Here is a 16,912-nt window from a genome sequence, read left to right on the forward strand (position 1 = left end):
TGATTCGCAGTACTAAGCAGTTGCCTGTGTCGCCGGACTTGAAGACGCTTGCATCGGTGCGGCAGGGTGACCGAGCACGGCCTCAAATGCGATGCCGATTGCAAGTAGACGCCGGTCGCTGCCGAGCGGCCCATCGAGCTCCAGGCCTACGGGCAGCCCAGCGGACGTCAAGCCAGCGGCTACTGACAAACCGGGCAGGCCGGCAACGCTCGCCGGGTCGGTATGGCGCAAATACGCGGCCATCTCGTCGATGGGTTCGCGCCCCCCGATGGCGACCATCGAGGAGCCCTCGATTTCGTCGATAGTCACGGCCGGCAGCGGTGTCGTCGGAAAGAGGAGCGCGTCTAGCCGCTGCGCTTCGAAGGTGGACCCGTAGAGCTGTTGCAGCGCCGGGCGCCCGATCCGCATTGCATCGTGGTAATCGGCGCCAAATGCATCGACGAGCACGCCCTCGTAGATGCGGCGCACGTCGGGGCTCGCGATTTGCGCAGCGAGCGCTTCCAACGTGCGCACGGGTGCATCGTTTGCGACAAGCCACGCCGGAATATCTTCATGTGTCTCGTGAAACGCCACGGCCAAGCTGATGCGCTCCGAAAGCGGCAACAAGTCGCTCATTTCGAGTTCGACAAACGTGACACCGGCAGCCGCCAGCCGGTCGAGCGCTGCGTGGGCTACCGCCTCGAGTGTGCTGTCAAGCGCTTGCCAGCATGGCCGTGGTAAGCCGATCCGCAAAGTATGCAGTGGCACCTGTTGCAATGCCGCGGCACCGGTGATCACGCGGTCGAGCAACGCCACATCGGCGACCGTGCGACCCATCGGCCCGACAGTGTCGCGCGTGTGGCTGATCGGCACGACGGCGTGGGCGTCGTGATAGCGTCGTTCGGCGCCGCCGTTTCCCACCGAAGGGCGCAAACCGACGATGCCGGTCAGCGCAGCCGGAATGCGTGTGGAGCCCCCCGTATCGGTGCCGAGGCCGGCCGGCACGATGCGTGCAGCGATGGCCGCAGCCGTGCCGCCGGAAGAGCCGCCAGGAATTTTGGTGAGATCGTAAGGATTCCTAACCGGTTGCGCATGAGGGCTCAGGTTCGTGCTCGTAATGCCCACCGCCAGCTCGTGCATGTTTGTTTTGCCGAGTACGATCGCGCCTGCGGCCATTAGTTTCGCCACCGAGGGCGCGGTCGTTCGGGCGATGTGCCTCGCGAGCGCGGGTGTGCCGGCACAGGTCTGCATGCGCTCGACGTTGATGTTCGCTTTCACAGCGATGGGTAAGCCCGCCAGTGGCAGCGCCGCTTTGTCGTGCGACGGCATTGCATCGATACGGGCAGCGGCGGCGAGCGCGTAGTCGGCTTCGAGTGTCGTGAATGCATTCAGTGCCGCACATGCTTCGGCACGCGCGAGCAGCGTCGTCATGTAATCGAGCGCTTTCAAGCGGCCAGCGTGCACGGCGTCGACCGCTTCGTGCGCGGTAAGCGCGAGTTGATCTGCGGGCGAGAGTGTCATGGATGGTGTCTCCAAATGGTGAGGACTGCTTAGTAATATTATTGACTGTATAGTCAATAAATAGAGTCGAAAGAGCAATGGCGATCGTCCGGTCTTCCTGCGGAACTCCGGGCACACCGCGGGAATCACAGCAACGATCGAAAGATCGCCAACGAAACTGCTGCCTTTGTTGATCTTTAGATTATGACTGATCGTTCAATATTGCAACCGCAATGTTTCGTAGTGCTGAGCATCCGGCGAACGAATCGATTGCGTCGGTGCGATGTTCCCGGTACGCTGGCTGCGACTTTTCCATTTTCTTTTCATCGCCATGACGAACGCAGCGTTCGCGCGTATTGCCGCTAGCCGCATCGACGAACTTGTCGATGCTGGCGGCCGCGTGTGCGGCCTGATCGCTTCGTTCCCGCCTCCTGCTGTCTTGTCGCCTCCTTCGCCGAGGCACGCGACGGTAGCCGTCCTCGCACCGCCAAGTGCGGTCGCGCTCGGCTGAATACCGACGCTTCGTTTCTCCCGGCAGACCGTCTTTCTCGCACCGCACATGCGATGTCGCGCTTACGTAGCGCTACGCGTGTGCGTCGAGTTCGCGTCTGCAAGACCAACGAATTTCGACATGCAGGTGAACTCATGGCTTTTTTCAAGGCTGCATTTGCGGCATACGGCACCACTGCGCTCTTCGTTCTGTTGTGGAGCAGTGGCGCGATTTTTGCGGAGATCGGCGTCAAGCACGCGTCCGCATTCGCGTTCCTGTTGCTGCGCTTTGGGTTGGCGTCGGCGGTGCTCGCGCTCGTCGGGGCATGGCGGGGGCGCTGGCTCCCCGCGCGCGGCGCGCGAGCGCAGGCGATTGCAAGCGGCGCGCTGCTGGTGGGCGGCTATTCGATTTGCTACTTTCTTTCGCTTCAAACCGGGCTGACGCCGGGGTTGCTCGCCACGATCCTCGGTGTGCAGCCGATCCTCACGCTGATTGCCACAGAGCGGCGCCATTCGATGCGGCGCGTTGCCGGGCTCGCTCTCGCCCTCATCGGCTTGGCGTCGATTGTCTTTCGCAATGCGCACGCGCTCACGTCGACGATCACAACAACAAAGGCAAGCACAACGCAAGGAATAGCGTTCGCGATTGCCGCGTTGGGCTGCATCACCGTGGGTTCCGTTTTACAAAAACGGAACCGGGCCGCGGGGGCCGATGTGTTGCCGCTGCAAAACCTGGTTGGGCTCTTGATGTGCGCAGTGATTGCGCCGTTCCAACCGTTTGTAGTCCGAATCGATGCGCCGCTGCTGATATCGGTGTCATGGCTTGCCATTGTGATCTCGGTATGCGCGCAGCTGCTTTTTTATCGGCTTGTGAGCCGCGGCAACCTCGTCAATGTGACGAGTCTCTTTTATCTCGTGCCCGTCGTAACAGCGCTGATGGACTACGTCTTTCTCGGCAATGCATTACACGCGTTGGACCTGCTCGGGATGGGTGCGATCTTGCTGGGGCTCGCTCTTGCGTTGAGCGCGCGAGCGCGAACCGATGCCGATCACGGGCCGGCTTTTGCGAACGTGCGGCGTCGATAACGGGCTTGGCGCGAGCCGGACCGGGTTGCCGGATACAATGCCGCAGCGTTATTCGATACAACCCGATTCCATCCATGTCCAATTCCGCCCGGACCATTTTGCTTGGCCCGTTACTCAAGGGCGTGTCGCGCTCGTTTTACCTGACGCTGCGCGTGTTGCCCGCGGGCATGCGTGACCCGGTCGCGCTTGCCTATCTGCTCGCTCGCGCCGCCGACACGATCGCCGATACGACGCTGATCGCGCCCGCACAGCGGCTAGACTTGCTGCTCGCGCTGCGCGAGCAGGTCAACGGCGGCGCCGATGGCGGTGCGCTCGCGCGCCGACTTGCGGTCGAAGTAGCGGCGCAGCAGATGCAATCAGACGAAAAAGTGCTGCTCGAATCGCTTGGCGCGGCGCTCGATGTACTGAGCGAATTCAGCGAGCACGATCGGCGCGCGGTGCGCGAGATCGTGACGATGCTCACTACCGGAATGGAGTTCGACCTGCGCACGTTTCCCGATGAGCGTTCGGGGCAGATCGCCGCGCTTGACACATTCGACGAGCTCGATCGTTACACGTATCTGGTTGCAGGCTGCGTCGGCGAATTCTGGACCAAGATGACCTATGCTCACTTGCCCGGGACGCTGACGGACGATCCGGCTGTCACGATCGAGCGCGGCGTGCGCTTCGGCAAGGCGCTGCAAATGACGAACGTGCTGCGCGATTGCGCCAAAGACTTGCGGATCGGCCGCTGCTATTTTCCGCTCGAGATGTTGAGCCGTGTTGGGCTGACGCCGCCGGCGCTGCTATCGCCCGACGCGTCGGCGCGCGCGCAGCCGCTTTTGCACGAGCTTGTCGGCAAGACGCTGCTGCTTTATCGCGATGCGCTCGAATACACGTTTGCGATTCCCGCGTGGTCGATCCGCCTGCGCCTCGCTTGCCTGTTGCCGATTTTCATCGGGCTCGAGACGCTCGTTTTGCTCGTCGACAACGAGGCATGGCTCGATCCGCACCGGGTATCGAAGGTCACCCGCTCGCGCGTCTATGCGATCATCGCGCGTTCGACGATTTGCGTGGCATCGACGGGTGCACTGCGTGCGTGGGCCGAGCGGCTCATCGACACAATCGAAGCGCGGCTGCCAGGCGCACCTGCGAGCGCGGCGCGCGCAATCGTGAAATAATTGGCCCGTCCGCGCGACTGGCGCCTCGAGATGGATCACCATCGGGAAACGCGGACTGCATCGATATCCATGCGTTCCCGCTTCGATGCAAGCTGCCGCGCGCCTGGGCATCGTTCTTCCACTCGAGGAGTCACGCATGCCCACCTTCAATTCGTTGCTCGCTTTTGGCCTCGTTGCGCTCGGCATGGCGCTGACGCCTGGGCCGAACATGATCTACCTCGTCTCGCGTTCGATCTGCCAGGGGCGGGCGGCCGGAATGATTTCGCTCGGCGGCGTGGCGCTCGGGTTTCTGTTTTACATGGTTGCCACCGCATGCGGCATCACGGCGTTGCTGATGGCGGTGCCGTTCGCCTATGACGCGCTGCGTTTTGGCGGCGCGCTTTATCTCGTCTATCTCGCCTGGCAGGCACTGAAGCCGGGTGGCCGATCACCGTTCCAGGTGCGCGCCTTGCCGGCCGACAGCCCGCGCAAGCTCTTTGCGATGGGATTCGTCACCAACATGCTCAACCCGAAGATCGCCGTACTTTATTTGTCGCTGTTGCCGCAGTTCATCGATCCGCATCGCGGCAGCGTACTCGCGCAATCGCTCACGCTCGGCAGTATGCAACTGTTGGCGAGCCTCACCGTCAATTCGATCGTCGCGATGATGGCCGGGGCGATTGCATCGTTTCTCGCAGGCCGGCCCAGCTGGCTCGTGGTGCAGCGCTGGTTGATGGGGACGGTGCTCGCCGGACTCGCGCTAAGGATGGCGACCGAAGCGCGGCGTTGAGATATACGGCGGTGCAATCAAAAACGCGGTGACCGTGCGGCTTGGCTGGGGTTCGCTACGAGCATGTTGCCAGCCGTCCGCTGGCCAAGACTCGCGCCGCCGCGCTTTCGCCCGAACACAGGCTCGAATTTGTCGTCGTTCCTGAAAAATAATCGCCGGCAAGCTGCACCGGCGAGTGCGGATCGATTGAATGCACGAAACGCCGCAGGGCCGCCAAGTGCCCCGGAAAGTTCACCGCGATGGACGGATTCCACCGCTGAACATGCGCCCACTTCACCTCTGTCACCAGATGCGGCAGCGCATGGCGCAATGTGTCGAGTGCCTGGTTGCTGATCGTCGCGTCATCCAGACCCGCACGAGGCTCGCTCCATGTTTGTCGCCAGTAGGTGGTGATCAGGCCGCGGCCGGCGGGTGCTCGACCGGGCGCCTTGTTATGTTCGAGCACGATTGCTCCCAGCTCGCTTTGCTCCACACGCGGGATCAGCACAAAGCACGCCGCTTCGGCGGGCGGGCGCGATAGCGCAAACGATACGTTGATGCACTTGCCGTAACGGACGCTATCGAGGAATTCGCGCTGGTCGGGCGTCCAGTGCGGCCAAAGCAGCGCTGCTTGCCGCGCGGGTAGTGCGATTACACATGCGGCAGCTTCCATGGTTTGCGCCGGCCCGTCCGCTTGCTGCCAAGTCACCACGACGCCGCCTCTGCTTTTTTCAACGGCGAGCGCGCACGCCTGCAGCCTGACATCGCCGATATGGCGCGCCAATCCTCGCGCGAGAAAACCCACCCCCGATGGCGAATTGAACAGCCCCCTTGTCGCCAACACACGGCGGATGAAAAAAAGAAAGCTGGCGGCTGAATTTTCTTCGACGGTATTGAGCGTCATGCTCGCACACGTCGGCTCGACCAGGTAATCGAGAATCTCTTGATTGAGTCGGCGCTTTGCATATTCGGGCGCGCTTTCGTCGTCGACCTCGATCGCCCGGGAAAGGTCGTACCAATCGAGTTTGTCGCCGAGCCGGATGCAGTCGACTACCGCCTTCGACAGTACCCATTTGCTGCGCATGGAAAGCGGCATCGCGAGCATGTCCCTGAGTTTGCCCGCCTGAAAGCGATGGATCTCGCCATCGCGCAGCAGACCGAACAGGCTCGACGTCGTCATGATCTCTTCGCTGAGACCCGCCTCCTCGATCAACGCAAGCATCTGCTTGTAGCTCGTCGGTAGCAGACTGGCGCCGACGTCGATGCGATAGCCGTCGCGCGTATGTGTGGACATGCGGCCACCCACCTGAGCTGTTCGCTCGAGCACCGTCACATCGAGCCCGGCCATCTTGAGCCGATAGGCTGCTGTGAGGCCGGCTATGCCGGCGCCAACGACTACGACGCGTCCTGCCATCGTCGCATTCCTATTCGCCCGCACTCAGCAGGTCTTCGAGGTAGGCCGCGGACGAGGCGGGATTCGCGTCGTAACGGATCGTTTGCAAACCCCATTCCAAATGGCCGCGCATCCAGTGATGCAAGCCGTCAACGTAACGGCTAAGCGCGCTACGCGCGTGGCTGTTCAGGTTCATTGCGAACATCTTTTTCCGCAATGCTTCGAAGTCGGCAATGCGCGATTCGATCTTTCGCGCGACATTTTCCAACGCCTTGCGCTCATCGGATCGCGTGGCTTGCTCGAGAACGATCACCAGGTTATGCACGTCGCCATGCGCGCGTTCCTTCGCGACGGTGAGCAGATCGTCGGTCCAACAGACGACGTCGGCACAGGCCGTGCGGATGTCGATGAGGAGCGCGTGATCGCGAAGGCTTGGATCAAGCGGCGCATCGGCTACATATTCGAGCAGGTCGAGCGACGGCCAGATCGCGCCTGCATCGCGACGTTTCGCGGGATATTCATCAACTGATGGAACGCGCCCGTTCGCGCGGTTTGCCGCTTCCCACTCGCACGCGGACAGGTAGTCGAAATAATGTCGAGCAAACGCGGCACACCAGTCCTGCGGCATGCTCGACGCCAACCGGTACCAAATTTCCCTGAGCGCGCAGAGTAGCGGTAGACCGGCGGGCTGCATAGCGGGTTGCCAAGCCGTTGCCACCGAAGCGGTCTCGGCCATTTCGGCTGCCATGTCGAAGAAGGGCTGCAACCGCTCTCTAAAGAGCCGAGGGTTCTTGCCGGTCGCGCCTTCGTCCATCTGATCGTCGATCAAGAACAGCCAACCGATCCATGTGGTCGCCACCTCGAGACGACCTCGATCGATCGCGCTCGCGTAGACGCGGCCCGATAACGCGCCAGGGGCCGTTTCGCGAAACCGCACTTTAGCCTCGATGGAGCGCGCCAATCCAAGCGCGGCGACCCACTCCTGAGCCCGAAGCTCGGCTTGCGTCGTCCAAACACTCAAGGGCGATGGGCCGGCACCCAGCCTTTGAAGCAAAGTCTGGGCGGCTTGCATTTCGTAGCGCGCCATCTGCACCTTTCCCTACAGTTTGCCGGCCTCGACAGGCCCATCGATCACGCACAGCGACTAGTGACGAGTATGTTGTATCGGCGACGTTCGACGCGACGTAGATTCGTAGGGATTTCGTTGCAAAAAGGCGAGAAGTACGATTGTCAGCGTATGAGGCTTGCCATCGATCAACGGATGCGAGCGGGCAGCGACTTGATCAGCGCTGTCTCCGAGCCAGCGAACTCGTGCTTGATGGCGTCGGGTTCCACCAACTCGATATTCGGCAGCCGTCTTAACAACGCAGCCAACGCGACGTTCATTTCCATGCGCGCCATCGGCTGGCCCATGCAGGCGTGAATTCCAAAACCGAACGTCATCAGCCGGTTGCCGCTCAGGTCGCGCTCGAGGTCGAACGCATCGGGATTCGGAAAGACCTTCGGATCGCGGTTGGCCGCGGCCCACATCATCAGCACGGAACTGCCCTCGGGGATATCGACGCCGCCGACCGTGACGTCCTTCGAGGTCATTCGATAAATTCCAAAGAACGGTGTGTGCAGCCGCATCGATTCTTCAACCGCGGCCGGAATCGACGAAGGGTCGTCGATCAGCCGCTGCCGAATCGCTGGGCTGCGCAGCACTTCCCACAACAGGCTCGTCAACCCGCTCACCGTGGTGCCATGGCCTGCGTTGAGCAAACTGTTCATCGTCGCCCCCAGCTCCAACGGGCTCAGCGGCCGACCGTCCAACTGCGCATGCGCGAGCTTGGTCAGAAAGTCGTCGCGTGGCTGCTCGAGCCGGGCGTAGACCTCCTTGAGGCCAAACTCGGCGAATGCCTGGAATGCTGCCGCTGCTTTTTGAGGATCCCCGGACGCGGCATGCAACTCAACCGTCAGGCGACGGACTTCGCCTCGTTTCGTCTTATCAAAGCCGATGACATGACAGAGCGCGAGTAGCGGAACTTGCTCGGCAAAGTCCGCTTGAAGATCGAAGTGCCGGCGCTGCGCGAGTTCGTCCAGCAACTGTTCCACGTCCTCGCGCACGGCCGCTTCATGAAGCCTCGGCGTGTCCGGATTCAGCACTTCGGCAAACAGCTTGCGCCACGACGTGTGCTCGGGCGGGTCATATTCGATGGGCGGGAATCTCGGCCGCTCGGCAAGCGGGCGCAACACCTGCGGGCCGGAGCGGTAGGTTTCCCAATCGATATGCGCTGCTTTGACATCGGCGTAGTCGAGGAACACATAGTGGCCACCGAGCGTGTCGCTCCAGAATACTGAGCGGCCGGCCTCACGCGCTTCGCGAAATAGCGCGAACGCCTCGTCGGGCGTTGTCTCGTAGGTGCTGAACGCTGCCAAGCGTTCGTCGAGGTTCGATCGAGAAATAACCGCCATGGCATGGCTCCTGTAACGCGCTCGAAAGCGGCGGTGATGTGTGCCGTGGCCATGCAGTGTTCGATGGCGAGCGGCTCCATGAGCGCTGATTAGCGCCGAACGCAAAATTAGTGTCAAGCCGGATGCCTCGTGTTTTGATAATCGTTTAGGATGGGCCGCTCTGTCGTGGCGCGCTCGCTGAACGACACTACTGAATCGTTGAGGTCGTCTATGGCACAGGCCGGTTCTTCGAAGGCGTTTCCTGATTTCCCCTCCCCAGGTTTTAAGGGTGTCGTGGTGCGTCCTGGTGACATCGGCTATGCCGAGGCGCGAGAGATTCCCAACGCGCGCCACGCGGCGCGTCAGCCCGCACTGATTGCACGGTGCCTAGACGCTGACGATATCGTAATGGCCGTCAAGTACTGCGCTGATCACGACGAGGCAATCGCCATTCGCGGTGGTGGCCACGCGATAGATGGCCATGCGATGCCGCACGACGCGTTCGTCATCGATACATCGCTGATGAAGCAAGTCGAGGTCGATCCGCTAACGGGCATCACCACAATCGGTGCAGGTGTGCTGCTCGCAGAGATGGATGCGGCCACGCAGAAATATGGATACGTCGTGCCCTCCGGAACGGTCTCGACAACGGGCGCGGTCGGTCTGACACTGGGCGGCGGCATCGGCTACCTTACGCGGCGATTCGGCATGGCGGTCGACAGTCTGCTGTCGATCGATGTGGTCACGGTCGATGGTCGTAAGATGCGCGCCTCGGAGAACGAGAACGCCGAACTCTTTTGGGGCATGCGCGGGGCTGGGCACAATCTCGCGATTGCCACGTCGCTGACTTACCAGGCGTACAGGGTCGGGCCCGAGGTCATGAGCGGCCTCATCGTTTATCCGATCGAGTCCGCCGTGCCGGTGCTGAGCCAGATCGACAAAATCATGCTCGCCGCTCCGCGGGAGCTGACCATCTTCCCTGTGGTGCTGCCTGCACCGCCGCTTCCCGGGTTACCTCCGCAAATGGTTGGTGTGCCGATCTTCGTCCTGATCGTCGTGTATAGCGGCGAACTGTCCGCATACGAGGAAGCGATGACGGGCGTGCGCCTGCTCGGCCAGCCGTTGGCCGATATGGTCCACCCGTCGTCATGGGTTCAAGCCAACTCGATATTGGATGTGCTCGCGCCGCCGGGCCGACGCCAGCATAGCCGCGGCGGCTACCTCGCAGCGATCACGCCGGAGATCGCGCAGATCGTCGTCGATCGCGTTTCGAATGCACCCGCGCCCACCGGTCCAGGGCCCAGTGTGGCCGTCGCTTTCCCTTGTCTGGGTGGCGCAAACTTCGACTTCGACGAAGATTCGGCGGCATACTCACGCGAAGGGGCCTATTGGCTATGGGAAGTACTCGGCCAATGGGATGTTCCCGAGAAGGACGCTGAGTACGACAGCTGGGTCGACGGTGTGATGAACGCGCTCAACCCGCACTCGCTGCGCAATGGCTACGTCAACCTATCGACCGACCGTGGTGCCAAGTGGCTGCGTAACCTGTACGGCTCGGCCAACAAGTGGGAGCGTATCTGCGCGCTCAAGGCCGAGTTCGATCCGCACAACCGGCTGCGCCACAACAAGAACATCGCTCGCGCGCAAGCGGCATTTGTCACCCTGGCAGCGCCGCCGATCGGTTCATGATGCCTACCCCGCCACCGGATACTCGAGTTTCGGATACCAGTCGGTGCCGCGGCCGCCCGGCGTGAAATCGAGGACGGTCCACAGCGGCATCAGGTCCGGTGCGCCGCGCGGATCCTGGCCCGGATCCGCGGTCTCGGGTCCCATTTCACCGGCCCAGAAGTGGCGAATTTCGCCGCCGCGCCGCACGAATACATTCAGCGCCGGATTGTCGCCTTGTTCAGGGTCTTCGTGCGCGTAGTCGCGATTGAAGTGGTTGCCGCCGGACGAATAAAGCCGCAAATGGCGCCAGCCCCGCTCTTGCTTGAACGCGACGAGCCGCTCGATCGGCGCGCGGCCGACGATGGCCAAGGCCACACGCTGCTCGATGTCGGGCGTCTCACCATCCCACGCGCTCAGCAGCGACGTGCACATCGGGCAGGGGCGCGCTCGCTGCGGACCGAACATCCAGTTGTAGACCACTAAGGTATCGTGCTTGCCGAACATCTGCGAGAGCGTGGTCGGTCCATGCTCCGATTCGAACCGATAGTCTTCCGGAATCGGCCCGCCGAGCGGCAATGCGCGGCGTTGCGCCGCCACGCGTTCGATATGGCGCCGCAACTCGATCTCCGCTTCGAGCAGCGCATTACGTGCAGCGCGATACTCGGGACTCTCGCCCGGAAAGCGATACTTCGATTGAGCAAGGAGTGCCGATGGTTTCAACGCGGGCGTGGATGCTTCTGCTTGACTCATGGAACATCTCCTTAGGAGTGCGAAACAAAGAGGGACGGGGCTGCAATTCAGCGCCTCGAGCTACACGGCGCACCACGTTGGTTCCCCGCTCCCACTCCTACGACGAACGAAGGCCAGGCAAATCGACATCGGTACCGCCTACGCGGCAATATTTTTATGCGTATTTATCGCCGACTATGCTGCGTACCGGATGGGTGTCATAGACGATGATCATTCGATCGATGAGATCAGCTGGCCCGAATTCAAATACGTCGACACATTCGAAACGCACCGAGGAGCCGTCTTTCAAGCCCCAGTCGTACACGAAATAGCCGGTGGCGCGCGGCTCGCCCGTTGCGCTCACGCAGATGTCGATCAGCGTAATGGTGCTTTGCCCCGAGGCCTCAGCCACTTTTGCAAAGAACGGTTCGGCAGCCATCCAGCCGAGAAATGGCGAGTACACCTTGGCATCGCGCGAAAACAACGCGCAAATGCCGGCTACGTCGCCGCATTCGAGCGCTTGGAGGTATTGACGAATTTGACTCGTGTAGCGTGCCGTCGCGGGTTCCATCGTGTTGTCCTGTTGATTAGCAGGCGCGCGGCACGCAATACACGCATGCCGCCGGCCTCGGGCGCTATTCGCCGATCGCGCGTGCGGCGCCGTCGAGTTCGTGATTGAGCACACGCTGCTCTTCGCCGGACAACCCGCCGCCATGCTGGCTCGCCATGTCGCGCGCTTCGCTGCGAAGCACGTCGAGCCGGCGATGCAATGCATTGCCTTGCGGTGGCGGATAGTAACCATTGTTGACGTGCCAATCGATTCGGCGCCCGAGATTATCGAGCCGCTCGTCGATCTGGCCGTACCGCTGCAGGGCGAGCTCGCGCGGGTTCGGGCGGGCCGTCGGTGTGGCGACGACGCACGCGCCAAGCGAAACGACCAATGCGCTGCATGCGAGCACGCGAATCATGCTTTTCATTCTCATCCTTTTGTTTGGTGTAATGACCGAGACCTGCGGGGCGAATGCCGTCCGCCACGCGTAAACGTCTGATGTAATGAATTCGCTGACATCGAATCGGCAGGTCTTGGTTTCGCTTTAGGCAACGAGACGCTCGAACGGCAGGCGCCGCCCCTCTTGCGCGCTGCGCTCGGCGAGTTCGATGATCGTCATCACATCGATCGCATCTTGCGGCGAGACCGGAAACGGCTCGCCATGTCGGATGCTCATTGCGAGCGCGCGATAGAACTCGGCATAGACGCCATTGACGGTCGGCACATCGCGTTGGGTCTCGCGTTCGCCCGCGAGCACGCGCAGCGTGCCATGGGGATTGCCACCACCGAAGCCGGCCTCGCCGGGACGCAGGCCGGCTTTCAACTGGTCCTCCTGCGTGTCGAGACCCTGCTTCACGTAGCTGCCCAGCGTGCCGTGAACGGCGAAGCGAGGTGGTTCGAGCGCGGCGAGGGCAGTGGCGTGCAGCACGACCTCCTTATCGCGGTAACCGAGCAGCAGATGCGCGTAATCGGGGGCTGACGCCTGGTCGCGATGCGTCTTCACTACGGCGTAGACCGTGTCGGGGGTGCCAAAGAGCACGAGTGCTTGATCAATCAGGTGCGGGCCGAGATCGAACAGCAGGCCGCCGCCACGCGAGACGTCCTCGCGCCAGCGCTGTCGCACCTGCGGCCGAAAGCGATCGAAATGCGATTCATAATGCACGACGCGGCCGAGCGCACCGCATGCGAGGAGTGCGCGCAGCGTCAGGAAGTCGCCGTCCCAGCGGCGGTTGTGAAACGGTGCGAACAGTACGTCGTGTTCGCGCGCAAGCCGTGCAAGGGTGACGGCGTCGGCCGCGCGCAGCGTGACAGGTTTGTCGACCACGACATGCTTGCCTGCCGCGAGCGCCTTGGCCGCCAACTCGAAATGTGTGTCGTTCGGCGTGGCGATGACGATGCATTCGATGTCGTCGAGCGCAATGAGTGCGTCCAGATCGGCTATCGCATGCGCGTTCGGGTAGTCCGTGCGTGCCCGCGCGGGCTGGCTCGTTGCGATTGCCGCGAGGCGCGCATACGGGTTTGCCGGCGCATCGGGCGGCGCACCGCAATGCTCGATCACGGGCGCGTGAAACGTCGCGCCGGCAAAACCATATCCCATCAAGCCAATTTTTACCGATGTTGTCATCTGGCTGTCCTCACTGAGAAAGCGAATTGCATTGTGGCACGAGCGCGTGGCGTTCATTCGATTGCATGTCGTGGCCGTCGCGTGGCTCGTGTTAACATCGCGCACTCGCCCTCGACAGCTTCCCGCGCTGCGACGCGTGCACATGCGCGCCTTCGTGCGAGCCGCCAACCCGTTATACCCATCCAGACGATGTCCGCAGGTTTGAATCCCGCCCAGAACGAGGCGGTGCGCTATCTCGACGGCCCGTGCCTCGTGCTTGCCGGGGCAGGCAGCGGCAAGACGCGCGTCATCACGCAAAAAATTGCGCATCTGATTGAAGCGAAGGGCTTCGAGCCGCGTCATATCGCGGCCGTCACGTTCACGAACAAGGCTGCCGCCGAGATGCGCGAACGCGTTGGCAAGTTGCTCGAAGGCAAGACGCTCACGACGCCCGGCAAGGAAGGGCGCAAGGTGCCCGTCAATCAGCTGACGGTGTGCACGTTCCATTCGCTTGGCGTGCAGATTCTTCGGGCCGAAGCCGAGCATCTGGGGCTCAAGCCCCAGTTCTCGATCATGGATTCGGACGATTGCCTCGCGATGATCCAGGAACAGGTCGGCACGACCGACAAGGGCTTCATCCGCAAGGTGCAATCGATCATTTCGCTTTGGAAGAACGGCCTCATCATGCCCGAAGAGGCGATGGCGATTGCCTCGAATGAGGACGAGCATCAGGCCGCAATCGTCTACCGCAATTACGTGGCGACGTTGCATGCTTATCAGGCCGTCGATTTCGACGACTTGATCCGCTTGCCGGCCGAACTGTTCGAGAAGAACGAGGCGGTGCGCGACCGGTGGCAAAACAAGCTGCGTTATTTGCTGATCGACGAATATCAGGACACCAACGCATGCCAGTACACGTTGCTCAAACTGCTGGCAGGGCCGCGCGCGGCATTCACGGCCGTTGGCGATGATGACCAGGCGATTTACGGGTGGCGTGGTGCCACGCTCGAAAACCTCGCGCAACTCGGCCAGGATTTTCCGAAGCTGCATGTCGTCAAGCTCGAGCAGAACTATCGTTCGACCGTGCGGATCCTGACGGCGGCCAACAACGTCATTGCGAATAATCCGAAACTCTTCGAAAAAAAGCTGTGGTCCGAGCACGGTATGGGCGACACCATCACCGTGACCGGTTGCAACGATGAAGAGCATGAAGCCGAATCGGTCGTCTTTCGTTTATCAGCGCACAAGTTCGAGCGGCGCACGCAGTTTCGCGACTACGCCATTTTGTATCGCGGCAATTTTCAGGCGCGCATCTTCGAGCAGGTACTGCGGCGCGAGCGCATTCCCTATGTGCTGTCGGGCGGGCAATCGTTTTTTGACAAGGCGGAAATCAAGGATATCTGCGCTTATTTGCGGCTGATCGCGAACCCCGATGACGATCCTGCGTTTATTCGCGCCGTGACGACGCCGCGCCGCGGCATCGGCAACACCACCCTCGAGGCGCTCGGTTCGTTTGCGGGGCAGGCGAAGGTGTCGCTGTTCGAGGCGGTTTATATGGGCGGCATCGAAGCGCGGCTATCGGCGCGGCAAGTGGAGCCGCTGCGCGTGTTCTGCGATTTCATGCAGCGCATCGGCGAGCGCGCGACGAAGGACGCCGCGACCACGCTTCTCGACGACCTGATGGAAGCGATTCATTACGAGGCTTATTTGTACGACACGTTCGATGAACGTCAGGCGCAATCGAAATGGCAGAACGTGCTCGAGTTTCTCGAGTGGCTCAAGCGTAAGGGAACGAAACCCGAGCCGGAAGAGGCGGAGGATGGCGAAGCGTCGGGCTATGAGAATGCTGACGGCCTCGCGGATACCGGCAAGAATCTGCTCGGTTTGATTCAGACCGTCGCGTTGATGTCGATGTTGGACGGCAAGGAGGAGGACCCTGACGCCGTGCGCTTGTCGACCGTGCACGCGTCGAAGGGGCTCGAGTATCCGCATGTTTTTCTCGTGGGTGTCGAAGAGGGGATCATGCCGCATCGCGGCGGTGCGGACGATGAACCGATCGACGATGCGCGCATCGAGGAAGAGCGTCGGCTGATGTATGTGGCCATCACGCGCGCGCAGCGCAGCTTGCATTTGAACTGGTGCAAGAAGCGCAAGCGGGCGAGGGAGACCGTCGTATGCGAGGCATCGCGCTTTATTGCCGAGATGGGGCTCGACGAAGCGCCGCCGCCCACGCCCGAGGAGGCGCCGATGTCACCGAAAGATCGGCTGGCCAGCCTCAAGGCGTTGCTGCAGAAAAGCTGATGCGTGATTCTTTGACTACGCGATTACTTGGTTACTTGGTTAGGACTGCCAACTATTTGGCAGCGTTGACCATGTAATCGACTGCCGCTTTCACATCGGCATCGGGCGCATTCGAGCCGCCCTTCGGCGGCATCGCGCCTTTGCCGTGTAACGCGTAGTTATAGACGACGTCCATCGATTCTTTCAGCCGCGGTGCCCACGCTGCTTTATCGCCGAACTTCGGTGCGTTGAGCACGCCCGCTGCGTGGCAGGCTTGGCAGACCTTTTCGTAGAGCGCTTTGCCGGCTTGTGCCGCGTCTGCGTTGGTTGTGGCGGGGGCAGGGGCAGCAGACGGCGCAGTGGCCGCCGTTGATGCCGAGGCGGGCAAGGCGCCCGATTGCACCGTTGGCATCGACGCCGCGGTGGCGGCAGCTTGCTCGCTGGCGCCGGCTGCCGCGTTGGCCGTTACGGCTGGCGTTGCGGACGCCGCTTGCGCTGCTTCGGCTCCGCTGGCCGCGGCGGTTGCGCTTGCCCCTTGGGCGGGGGCCGGCGGCTCGGCGAAGCTGGCGCCGCCGTGGTTGGCCATATAGACGACGGCGCGCGCGATTTCGTAGTCGCTGTAGTCGTCGGGCGAGGTGCCGCCGCGGGCGGGCATGCCACCTTTGCCGTTCAATGCCGAGTGCATCAGCCCTTCGAAGCCTTGCGCGATGCGGGGCGCCCAGGCGCTGCTGTCGCCGAATTTCGGCGCGCCGGCAACGCCGGTGCCGTGGCAAGTCGAGCAGACGGCCTTGAAGACTTCCTCGCCGGTTTTGAAGACATGCGGCGCGTTGGCATCACGCACAGTGACTTGGGCGAGCGGTTCGATGCGCTTGGTGATATTGGCATCGGCAAGCTCGGTACCGGCGCCCGTGCGCACGGTTTCGTTGACGTTGTACGCCAGGAGCCAGATGACGACGATGGGAATGGCAAACGCGGCAATGACAGCTGCAATCAACTGTCCGGGGGTTTTGATCGGGGCTCCGTGTGGTGCTTCGCTCATGCTTGACTCGTCTCCCGGTGGGTATTTGTTGGTGAGCGGTACAGCGTGGACGGCAACTACTTAATTCATTCGATCAAACAGGTCGATTATAGACGGAAGGTTTTGGCGGCGACCAGACCGCGCGCATCGAGGATGGGGGAGGCGTTTACCCGTGATAAAGGGTATGCGTAGCGGGTTGGTTGGGTCGGATGGGCGTTGCGTTGGCGGTGGCTGGGACGTGGGTGGACGCCTGCCGCGAAACCGGGTATCCTCTCG

15 protein-coding genes and 1 riboswitch are annotated in these 16,912 nt (G+C 61.9%); of the genes, 6 read left to right on the forward strand and 9 right to left on the reverse strand.

From position 1 onward, the window contains the following. Positions 1 to 12: 12 nt before the first annotated feature. Positions 13 to 1,500, reverse strand: a complete 1,488-nt coding sequence (gene iaaH / locus ACSQ20_RS00315; protein ID WP_436016381.1) for an indoleacetamide hydrolase — start codon at positions 1,498 to 1,500, stop codon at positions 13 to 15. A 262-nt stretch (positions 1,501 to 1,762) separates the two neighbouring features. On the opposite strand from iaaH, the gene ACSQ20_RS00320 reads away from it, so the two are divergent. The 4 genes from ACSQ20_RS00320 to ACSQ20_RS00335 all read left to right on the forward strand — a co-directional run bounded on the left by ACSQ20_RS00320 (position 1,763) and on the right by ACSQ20_RS00335 (position 4,983). Then, the gene (locus ACSQ20_RS00320) at positions 1,763 to 1,990 is read left to right on the forward strand and encodes a hypothetical protein (protein ID WP_436016383.1); all 228 of its coding nucleotides are present in this window, start codon (positions 1,763 to 1,765) and stop codon (positions 1,988 to 1,990) included. Positions 1,991 to 2,124: 134 nt separating this feature from the next. Then, complete coding sequence (locus ACSQ20_RS00325; RefSeq protein ID WP_436016385.1) at positions 2,125 to 3,054, forward strand: DMT family transporter; 930 nt, start codon at positions 2,125 to 2,127, stop codon at positions 3,052 to 3,054. 74 nt (positions 3,055 to 3,128) lie between these two features. Continuing rightward, complete coding sequence (locus tag ACSQ20_RS00330) at positions 3,129 to 4,214, forward strand: phytoene/squalene synthase family protein (RefSeq protein ID WP_436016387.1); 1,086 nt, start codon at positions 3,129 to 3,131, stop codon at positions 4,212 to 4,214. Between the two features lie 3 nt (positions 4,215 to 4,217). Next, a riboswitch (ZMP/ZTP riboswitch) is annotated at positions 4,218 to 4,330 on the forward strand. Between the two features lie 20 nt (positions 4,331 to 4,350). Then, entirely contained in the window at positions 4,351 to 4,983 is a 633-nt protein-coding gene (locus ACSQ20_RS00335) for a LysE family translocator (RefSeq protein ID WP_436016389.1), read from the forward strand. A 55-nt stretch (positions 4,984 to 5,038) separates the two neighbouring features. On the opposite strand, the gene ACSQ20_RS00340 is transcribed toward ACSQ20_RS00335, so the two are convergent. From ACSQ20_RS00340 to ACSQ20_RS00350, 3 genes are all read right to left on the reverse strand, one after another. Beyond that, positions 5,039 to 6,376, reverse strand: a complete 1,338-nt coding sequence (locus ACSQ20_RS00340) for a protoporphyrinogen/coproporphyrinogen oxidase (protein WP_436016391.1) — start codon at positions 6,374 to 6,376, stop codon at positions 5,039 to 5,041. Positions 6,377 to 6,386: 10 nt separating this feature from the next. Beyond that, positions 6,387 to 7,376, reverse strand: coding sequence for a terpene synthase family protein (locus ACSQ20_RS00345; RefSeq protein WP_436016393.1), 990 nt, complete (start codon positions 7,374 to 7,376; stop codon positions 6,387 to 6,389). 233 nt (positions 7,377 to 7,609) lie between these two features. Beyond that, a complete protein-coding gene (locus tag ACSQ20_RS00350) occupies positions 7,610 to 8,809 on the reverse strand; it encodes a cytochrome P450 (protein WP_436016395.1) in 1,200 nt (399 codons plus the stop codon). 210 nt (positions 8,810 to 9,019) lie between these two features. Between ACSQ20_RS00350 and ACSQ20_RS00355 the strand changes: the two genes are divergently transcribed. Next, positions 9,020 to 10,477: an FAD-binding oxidoreductase gene (locus ACSQ20_RS00355; RefSeq protein ID WP_436016397.1), complete on the forward strand. Its 1,458-nt coding sequence runs from the start codon at positions 9,020 to 9,022 to the stop codon at positions 10,475 to 10,477. 3 nt (positions 10,478 to 10,480) lie between these two features. Here the strand turns inward: ACSQ20_RS00355 and ACSQ20_RS00360 are convergent, their stop codons facing one another. The 4 genes from ACSQ20_RS00360 to ACSQ20_RS00375 form a co-directional block, all read right to left on the reverse strand. Further along, a complete protein-coding gene (locus tag ACSQ20_RS00360; RefSeq protein WP_436016399.1) occupies positions 10,481 to 11,206 on the reverse strand; it encodes a DUF899 family protein in 726 nt (241 codons plus the stop codon). 154 nt (positions 11,207 to 11,360) lie between these two features. After that, positions 11,361 to 11,756, reverse strand: a complete 396-nt coding sequence (locus ACSQ20_RS00365) for a nuclear transport factor 2 family protein (RefSeq protein ID WP_436016401.1) — start codon at positions 11,754 to 11,756, stop codon at positions 11,361 to 11,363. Positions 11,757 to 11,820: 64 nt separating this feature from the next. Further along, positions 11,821 to 12,162: a hypothetical protein gene (locus ACSQ20_RS00370; RefSeq protein WP_436016403.1), complete on the reverse strand. Its 342-nt coding sequence runs from the start codon at positions 12,160 to 12,162 to the stop codon at positions 11,821 to 11,823. A gap of 117 nt (positions 12,163 to 12,279) precedes the next feature. Further along, a complete protein-coding gene (locus ACSQ20_RS00375) occupies positions 12,280 to 13,359 on the reverse strand; it encodes an oxidoreductase (protein WP_436016405.1) in 1,080 nt (359 codons plus the stop codon). Positions 13,360 to 13,548: 189 nt separating this feature from the next. On the opposite strand from ACSQ20_RS00375, the gene ACSQ20_RS00380 reads away from it, so the two are divergent. Then, a complete protein-coding gene (locus tag ACSQ20_RS00380; RefSeq protein ID WP_436016407.1) occupies positions 13,549 to 15,639 on the forward strand; it encodes a UvrD-helicase domain-containing protein in 2,091 nt (696 codons plus the stop codon). Positions 15,640 to 15,691: 52 nt separating this feature from the next. Here the strand turns inward: ACSQ20_RS00380 and ACSQ20_RS00385 are convergent, their stop codons facing one another. Beyond that, on the reverse strand, positions 15,692 to 16,657 hold the full coding sequence (locus tag ACSQ20_RS00385; protein ID WP_436016409.1) for a c-type cytochrome: 966 nt from the start codon (positions 16,655 to 16,657) through the stop codon (positions 15,692 to 15,694). Positions 16,658 to 16,912: the final 255 nt, after the last annotated feature.

It is taken from the genome of Trinickia sp. LjRoot230 (assembly GCF_964253315.1).
Lineage (GTDB): Bacteria > Pseudomonadota > Gammaproteobacteria > Burkholderiales > Burkholderiaceae > Trinickia.

Coding starts and splice junctions, on each gene's coding strand:
- ACSQ20_RS00375 (WP_436016405.1), bottom strand. CDS start 13,359: ATGACAACATCGGTAAAAATTGGCTTGATGGGATATGGTTTTGCCGGC.
- ACSQ20_RS00325 (WP_436016385.1), top strand. CDS start 2,125: ATGGCTTTTTTCAAGGCTGCATTTGCGGCATACGGCACCACTGCGCTC.
- ACSQ20_RS00350 (WP_436016395.1), bottom strand. CDS start 8,809: ATGGCGGTTATTTCTCGATCGAACCTCGACGAACGCTTGGCAGCGTTC.
- ACSQ20_RS00330 (WP_436016387.1), top strand. CDS start 3,129: ATGTCCAATTCCGCCCGGACCATTTTGCTTGGCCCGTTACTCAAGGGC.
- ACSQ20_RS00355 (WP_436016397.1), top strand. CDS start 9,020: ATGGCACAGGCCGGTTCTTCGAAGGCGTTTCCTGATTTCCCCTCCCCA.
- ACSQ20_RS00360 (WP_436016399.1), bottom strand. CDS start 11,206: ATGAGTCAAGCAGAAGCATCCACGCCCGCGTTGAAACCATCGGCACTC.
- ACSQ20_RS00365 (WP_436016401.1), bottom strand. CDS start 11,756: ATGGAACCCGCGACGGCACGCTACACGAGTCAAATTCGTCAATACCTC.
- ACSQ20_RS00340 (WP_436016391.1), bottom strand. CDS start 6,376: ATGGCAGGACGCGTCGTAGTCGTTGGCGCCGGCATAGCCGGCCTCACA.
- ACSQ20_RS00385 (WP_436016409.1), bottom strand. CDS start 16,657: ATGAGCGAAGCACCACACGGAGCCCCGATCAAAACCCCCGGACAGTTG.
- ACSQ20_RS00335 (WP_436016389.1), top strand. CDS start 4,351: ATGCCCACCTTCAATTCGTTGCTCGCTTTTGGCCTCGTTGCGCTCGGC.
- ACSQ20_RS00380 (WP_436016407.1), top strand. CDS start 13,549: ATGTCCGCAGGTTTGAATCCCGCCCAGAACGAGGCGGTGCGCTATCTC.
- ACSQ20_RS00320 (WP_436016383.1), top strand. CDS start 1,763: ATGTTCCCGGTACGCTGGCTGCGACTTTTCCATTTTCTTTTCATCGCC.
- ACSQ20_RS00370 (WP_436016403.1), bottom strand. CDS start 12,162: ATGAAAAGCATGATTCGCGTGCTCGCATGCAGCGCATTGGTCGTTTCG.
- iaaH (WP_436016381.1), bottom strand. CDS start 1,500: ATGACACTCTCGCCCGCAGATCAACTCGCGCTTACCGCGCACGAAGCG.